Here is a 5,577-nt window from a genome sequence, read left to right as displayed (position 1 = left end):
GAGTAGGATACATGACAAAACTCCTTTGTTAAATTGCTATCGCAAAGAAGTCTAGCCCAAGTCGTTAGTGAGAAGCACACACGCTTGCCGGAACCACACGTCGGGAGCGATATCCCGAAAGTTAGGGAAGGATTTGTGATGGCGTTGTACCATCTGCATGTCAAAATGATCTCACGCGGCAAGGGCCAAAGTGGTGCGTCTGCTTTGGCCTATCGAGCTGGTGTAGAGCTTGTTGATCAGCGCATTGGTCAAAGCTTTGATTATCAAAGTAAATCCGTACAGCATGTTGAAATGCTGCTGCCTGAGCATGTTCCTGAATTTATGAAGCTGTGGCAGGAAGAGCTTGCACAAAACCGTCAGGAAACGCTACAGAAATTTTCCGATTATATCGAGTCGTTTGAAAAACGAGTCGATTCGCAAATCTATCGGGAAATTGAGGTTGCTTTGCCGCATGAGCTTACAAATGAGCAAAACATTAAATTGGCACGTGATTTTGTCCAACATCACTGTGTCAACAAAGGCATGGTGGCCATCTGCAATTTCCATTTTGATGTGGATAAGAAAACTGGGCAGTCCAAGCCACACTGTCATGTGCTACTTTCGACTCGTCATATTACAGTTGACGGTTTTGGCTTTAAGAATCGTGATTGGGAGAAGAAGGACTTAGTGTATGAGTGGCGGGAGCGTTGGGCTGACTATGTCAATGTAACCTTGAAAGAGCAAGGCATTGAAGCTCGCGTTGATCACAGATCTTATGCGGATCGTGGGATTGATATTGAACCGCAGCTGAAGAAAAGCCACAAGGTTTTGCAGCGCGTTAAGCAAGGACTTGAAAGCTTTCGTTATGCAGCCTTTGAAGACATTCGCCGGCGTAATTTGTTCAAAATCCAAAGCCGACCCGATCTTGTGTTGGAGCTAGTCAGCCAAAATTACTCGACTTTTACTGACAAAGACATCTTGCGGGTAATTGGCCGCTATGTAGATAGTCATGCGGTGTTTGAAGAAATTCGAACAAAGGTGTTTGCCAGTGATGAATTGATCAAACTGAGCGATACGGACAAGCAAGTATACACTACCAAAAGTTTGATTAGACTTGAAGCTGAACTGATCGAATGTGGCCAACGAATTGCTACACGTAAAACCCATGGGGTGCTCACCCAACATCTTGAAGCTGCTAAAGCGCAGGCTGTTCAAGAACTAAAAGAATTCGGTGGATTAAACTCAGAGCAAAAAGCTGCCATCGATCATTTAGTGACTCCAGGACGCTTGAAGACCTTGGTAGGTTATGCTGGTTCGGGTAAAACTACAGCTTTGAAGGTGGCTGCATCTGCCTGGCAAGATACAGGCTATAAAGTGCTAGGGCTTGCACCCACAGGGCGTGCTTCAGAAAACTTGGAAGAACTTGGCATCCGTGCCATGACGTTGGATCGGTATTTCAAAAGTTTTGAAACGGGACGCGAGCAATACGGTAAAGGCTCTGTCTTTATCCTTGATGAGGCTGGTATGGTTGATAGCCGCAAGATGAGCATGCTGCTCGATATTGTCGAACGCCAAGGCATCAAACTGGTGTTGGTTGGAGATAAAGGCCAACTGCAAGCAGTTCAAGCCGGCCCTCCATTTCGAATGCTGTTGGATCGTGTCGCTCCTGCCAAGCTTGAAAATATCATCCGCCAACGTCAGGATTGGCAGAAAGAGGCCACTCAACTTTTTGGTCAGGAAAAAACCAAGCAAGCTTTACAGCATTACTGTGATAAAGGTCATGTATCCATGGTCAAAGAGACGATTCCTGAACTCAACAAGTTAAAGCATGGGCAGAAGCTAACCGATGAAGAGCTAAAAAGAGCTGCATCGATGACCAAGCGCCTGGCTGGAAATATATACTACCAAATCCGCAGTGACTTGTTGCATAAAGGTGTTTCTGAAAACCAGTTGTTTCCACACATGCGCAAACTCGAGCACTTCCCATTATATCAACAGTGGAAGCAACAACGAGAAAAAGCAAAAGCGCTGCTTGAGGCTAGAGGTCTTGAACTCAATGGAGAAAACATTGATTTGCGCCATCAAACCAAGCAGCAAATGGTGTATGATTGGCTGAAAGAGCAACAAAACCAACCACAAAATGATCGAAGTTCCTTGATGTTGGCCCACAGCAATAAAGATGTCGACGATATCAACCGTATGGTGCGGGACAAACTCAAGCAATCTGGAGCTGTAGCCCAGCAAGAAATTACAATCAGTGTAGCCAAAGACGTTGAGGTTGGTATTCACGGGATCCAAAAGACTCGTCAAACAAAGAGAGAGTACCAAGACCTGAAGTTTGCTGTAGGTGACCAAATTATCTTCAAAAAAAATGACTACGGCATGAAGGTTAAAAACGGCACCCTTGGGATCATCACTGAAATTGACACTCACAAGGTCAAAGTAATGTTAAATGGCGCCGACAAACGTGAAGTCAGTTTTTCACCAACCTTGTACCCATATTTCCGGCATGGTTGGGCTGTGACTATCAATGCAGCTCAAGGCACGACCGTTGATGATGTCAAAATGCTGGCATCCTTTGAGCAGGCTCGCAATTTGTCCTACGTTGGCTTTACCCGGCACAGAGACAATTTTAAAGTCTACGCATCAGCACTTGAGTTCGATAACCAATCACTTCTAGTGGATCGGTTATCCAGGTCGCATGAAAAGCTCTCTGGGGTGGATTATCAGCTGGAACCAGACCAGTTTGAAAATGTCTTGAAACTCGATGATAGCCTTATCACTCGAGCACAACAGCGCTTTGATCGTGCCAAAGACACAGTGCATGCCAGCGTGCATTTTGCCAAAAACCTGTTCAAGGAACCGGAAGATTTGAGCAAATCCTTGGGGCCAGCAACGGATAATGAAGCTGAAAGAGCGATTAAGGTGCTGGGGATTGAAGAGAAAAATCGGAAAAACACATCTTCCCCAGGGCATGCACGTCCACAACGCCAACAACAATCAAGTACCAGGACTCGACCTGCCAGAAAATCTCACGTGGAGCTTATTGCTGCTGATCTTGAAAAGAAGATGGCAATGATCAAAAGGCATGGAGAGTCTTACCTGAGTAAGTCAGAGCTTGAAGCCTATAACCGTCATATGGAGAAAATCGCCAAAGATAAGCACTTCTACAACCAGATCAAACGAGTCAATCCTGAGGTTGTGAAAGATTTTGATAAAAGTAGGGGATTGAATATTGATCGTGGGTTTAGTAGATAGGACATCTGATGGTGTAGTTTTCTGCTAAAGCTCCTGATCCAGCTAATTGCTCGTTTAATCCACAAAATTATGTAGGATGATTTATTGTGCCGACTATAAACAGAATATAAGCGGCACAACAAAATGAATGCTTGCATTATTGTGCCTGGTATGACATTTTTAAAGTCGGCACAATAAGTTTGGAAACCCAAATTATGAACAAAATCATTGGAAGAGAGAACGAGCAGAAGCTTTTAAAACGAGCTTTAGAAGCAGACACTTCAGAATTTATAGCAATTTATGGTCGTCGGCGGATAGGGAAAACCTATCTTATTTCTCAGTATTTCAGACAATTTGATGATGCGTTATTCTTTCACGTGACAGGCATCAAAGATGCTCCCTATAGTCAACAAATTAAACAGTTTTCAGTTGAAACTGGGAGTAAGTTTTATGACAATGCCGTTCTTCAGACACCTGAGAATTGGCTTGCTGCCTTTGAACAATTGACGAAAGCAATAAACAAAATTCCAAAGAAGCAAAAAGTTATCCTATTTCTTGATGAATTTCCGTGGATGGCAACCCAAAAATCTGGTTTGTTGCAAGCTGTGGATTATTATTGGAATAGGTTCTGGTGGAGTGAGGGCAACATAAAATTGATAATTTGTGGTTCCTCAGCATCATGGATTATAAAGAATATAGTTAATAACAAAGGAGGTCTACATAATAGAATTACCCAAACAATAGAACTTTCTCCTTTCACCTTGAAAGAAGCGAAGGAATACCTCGAATACCTTGGTGTTAGACTCAGTAACAGGCAGATCATGCAACTGTATATGGTCACTGGGGGAATTCCACATTATCTTAAACAGGTTCAAAAAGGCCTATCAGCAAACCAGAATATTGATTTATTGTGCTTCCACAAGAATGGGCTACTGTTAAAAGAATTTGACAATCTTTACGCCTCCCTTTTTGATGGAGCAAATATCCATCAAAAGTTGATACGAATCATTGCCAATCACAGATATGGCATCAGTCAAGTTGATTTATTTAAAAAATGCGAAGATATCACGCGTGGTGGAAGGGCGGTACAAAAATTGAAAGAACTTGAGCAAACGGGGTTTATTATTAGCTTCATTCCTTATGGGCATCGTCAGAGAGGTATTTATTACAAGGTGATAGATGAATACTCTCTGTTTTATCTTCATTGGATTGAACCTATGCAGCAGACAATTGCTAAGCAAAATTTGTCACACCGATATTGGGAATCAAAAAGCACCCAGCCTTCTTGGAAAATCTGGGCGGGTTATGCTTTCGAAGCGGTTTGTTATAAGCATATAGGAAACATCGAGAAGGCGCTGCATATCCCAAAAGGTTCAGAAATTGGAACATGGAAGTATATTCCGCGCACCAGAACAAAAGATGGAGCACAGATCGATTTGCTGTTTGATAGACTAGATGACTCGATAACGATATGTGAAATTAAATACACCAACCAACCATTTGCGATTGATAAGGCTTACGCCCAACAGTTGCTCAAAAAACAATCTATTTATCAGCGAGAAACAAGAACCACAAAAAACATTTTTATCGCAATGATAACTTTAAGTGGATTAAAAGCAACAATGTATTCAGAAGAACTAGTGGCAGGTCAGGTCATACTAGAGGATTTTTTCAAGGAGTAGTGAACAGTAGCCTGATCAAGCCAGGACCAATCTCTTAGCTCTGTTACTTCAGAGTAGCACTTATTAGTGCCTTTTATATTACCCATCCACAAGGCTTCACAGTTACTCTGCATTTTACTCTGAAGCTTGCCCCAAAAATTTGCTTCAGAGTAGAAAATTGGTATGAAAATGCTGGACTTCCCCTAACGACGCCGGCCCTTGGCCAATTTAAGGATTTTTTCGCGTTCACCCTTTGTCATGCGGGGCCATGCAGTTTCCAGAAGCTTGCCATTGTTAAAGGTCTCAAGAGCTGCTTTGCTAAGTTCAACGCTCTGTGGTGGTACAAAGAAATACGCGGCACTAAACCCTACGGACAGGCACAGTAAGGACGCTAGGAAAAATAACCTTTACAATCTAACTAAAATACTTTATAGACAGCGTTACGCAGCAAGATCAAGCAACAGAACGCGAAACACGATTATAAATGTTATTTTTCCTAGCGTCCTAACGGTCCTGTTTTGAGTGAGTATTTGTTGGTTGTCTAGGTACTCCTCCCAACTAATGTAGGCTTCGTGGTGATCCTTAATCAAAACCTCCCACTCTGCGCTGCACCCCATGGACTGGACAAATTTTAGGACTTTTTAAGTGAGTTTTTGTCCACGGGTTCTAAAAAATTGATACCATGATCATTTCAATTAGT

General features: G+C 42.7%; 2 protein-coding genes. Both read left to right on the top strand.

The window, feature by feature from the left end:
* The first annotated feature begins 138 nt into the window (after positions 1–138).
* Positions 139–3,237, top strand: coding sequence for an AAA family ATPase (locus ABFQ95_07365; GenBank protein ID MEN8237339.1), 3,099 nt, complete (start codon positions 139–141; stop codon positions 3,235–3,237).
* A 194-nt stretch (positions 3,238–3,431) separates the two neighbouring features.
* On the top strand, positions 3,432–4,898 hold the full coding sequence (locus ABFQ95_07360; protein ID MEN8237338.1) for an ATP-binding protein: 1,467 nt from the start codon (positions 3,432–3,434) through the stop codon (positions 4,896–4,898).
* The last annotated feature ends 679 nt before the right edge of the window (positions 4,899–5,577 follow it).

It is taken from the genome of Pseudomonadota bacterium, assembly GCA_039714795.1.
GTDB lineage: Bacteria > Pseudomonadota > Alphaproteobacteria > JAGOMX01 > JAGOMX01 > JBDLIP01.
The sequence above is the reverse complement of the archived record's forward strand: the minus strand, read 5'-3'. Positions and strand labels throughout refer to the sequence as shown.